Raw genomic sequence first — 1,816 nt, forward strand, 5'->3', positions numbered from 1 at the left:
CTCATCACCTATCGAGAGAACGAGTCGTACCACGACTGCTGACCACCTGACGACGATCAGTGAATCATATGCTCCCGTCGCCAATCACCGATGTCGAACGATACTCGATTGTGTGACCGACGCCCCCGATGGAACCGTTTCGTTCGATGCCCTCGTCGGCGAAGTGTCCGCACACGAATTGGAAAGACGACGCGAGAGTGACTCGGAACCATCACGAGAAACGCTCGAACCCGAGAAGCACCGCGAGGCGGTCGCCGTCGGACTGCACTACAGAGACCTGCCGACGCTCGCGGATGCGGGTCTCGTTGAGTACGACCACTGGCGCGCGACGATACGGGACACGTCGAACGGGCCGATGGAGAAATCGTTCGGAAACGTTGCAGGAGACGCTGAATCGGGAGCGACTGTGGGGCGAACGGAGTCGGCGACTTATCGTCACGAAGTCACTCATCCGAGAGACGGCCGTGGTGGCCAACAATGAGTGAGACGGAATCGTACGACATTTCACAACCGCCGGAGACGATGGTCGAACAGGCCGGGAACAACCGAGTTACCCAGTGGTTGCTCATCACGGGCGACCGCCGCGCCGTCGCCGCCGCCATGCTCGTCGGGACGTTCGTGGCGTTCGTGATTTTCGGTCTGTACGGTCCACGCTCGATACAGAAGTTTCTCTCAACCGGCACCATTGGAACGCTGTTCTATGCGCTGATGACCGGCATCATCACGACTGTAACATTGGTGCTCACGCTCTCGCAGTTCGGTCTCTCACAGCAACTCTCGGACCTCGGGACTTTCCGCGACCACATGAACCACTCGATGGAGTTCCGCCGCGACACGGAGAACCACATCGATGTCGGCGTCAGCCCCGGACAGCCCACGGAGTTCTTTCAGGCGCTCGCCAGAGCAGTCGAAGAGGAACTCGACGACTTGGATGGGGTGATGGCCGATGGCGACAATCCCTCCGGGACCGGGGAGGTCGCCGAGTACATCGATGCCGTCCGCGCGTACAGCGAGGACGAACGTGAGCAGTTGGAAAACCCGACGTTCGGCTCCTTCGGCGCATTGTTGCCGGTACTCAACCACAACTACTCGTGGAAAATCTATCTTGGGCGACAGCTGCGCGACGAACACGCGGACGAACTCTCAGAAGAAGCAATGGAACAGTTCGACGAACTCATCGAGACGCTGTTGTTCTTCGGCCCGACGCGTGAGTATTTCAAGTCGCTCTATTTTCAGCGCGAACTCGTGGGCGTCGGGCGCGCCGTGTTGTATGCCGCGTTGCCCGCAATCGCGCTCACGGGGTACATGATGGTCCTGTTCGACCCGACCGCTGTGTCCGACTGGCTGTTCGGGGTCACCAATGTGGTCGGCATCAGTACGGGCTTTCTGTTCGTGGGCGTCGTGTTCGCGTTCTCACTGCTCCCGTTCGCGCTCCTGTTGGCCTACCTGCTCCGGCTGCTCACTGTCATGAATCGAACGCTGACGATTGGACCGTTCTTTCTCAACGATCACAACTCCCCGAGCGCGAATAACTCCCAGGAAGCAATTCAAGAGACGGTACAGAAACGGTGGCGACACGCTGACCGTTCTCGCCCTCGATGGCACTCTCTTCATCGTGAAACTGTTAGGACAGACCGGAAAAAACGCCGACTAGCTCACTTCGGTTGTCTTTGCCATTTATTCTATGACATCCTCGTTGGTTCCGAACGATGTTTTTCCGGCGTTGTCGGATTGCCCTCCCCTTCGGGAGCCGACTCGAACCGACGAGGGAAATTCAGTTGATCACATTGACACAGTCCCGACGCCGTCCAGCAGG

General features: G+C 58.5%; 2 protein-coding genes. Both read left to right on the forward strand.

All coding sequences use genetic code 11. The annotated features are described in order from the left end of the window. Positions 1-112 precede the first annotated feature (112 nt). Positions 113-481, forward strand: coding sequence for a DUF7344 domain-containing protein (locus C448_RS17235; protein WP_004055022.1), 369 nt, complete (start codon positions 113-115; stop codon positions 479-481). Then, on the forward strand, positions 478-1,782 hold the full coding sequence (locus C448_RS11725) for a hypothetical protein (protein WP_004055023.1): 1,305 nt from the start codon (positions 478-480) through the stop codon (positions 1,780-1,782). The genes C448_RS17235 and C448_RS11725 overlap by 4 nt, the downstream gene beginning before the upstream one ends. The last annotated feature ends 34 nt before the right edge of the window (positions 1,783-1,816 follow it).

The organism is Halococcus morrhuae DSM 1307 (assembly GCF_000336695.1).
GTDB classification, from domain to species: domain Archaea; phylum Halobacteriota; class Halobacteria; order Halobacteriales; family Halococcaceae; genus Halococcus; species Halococcus morrhuae.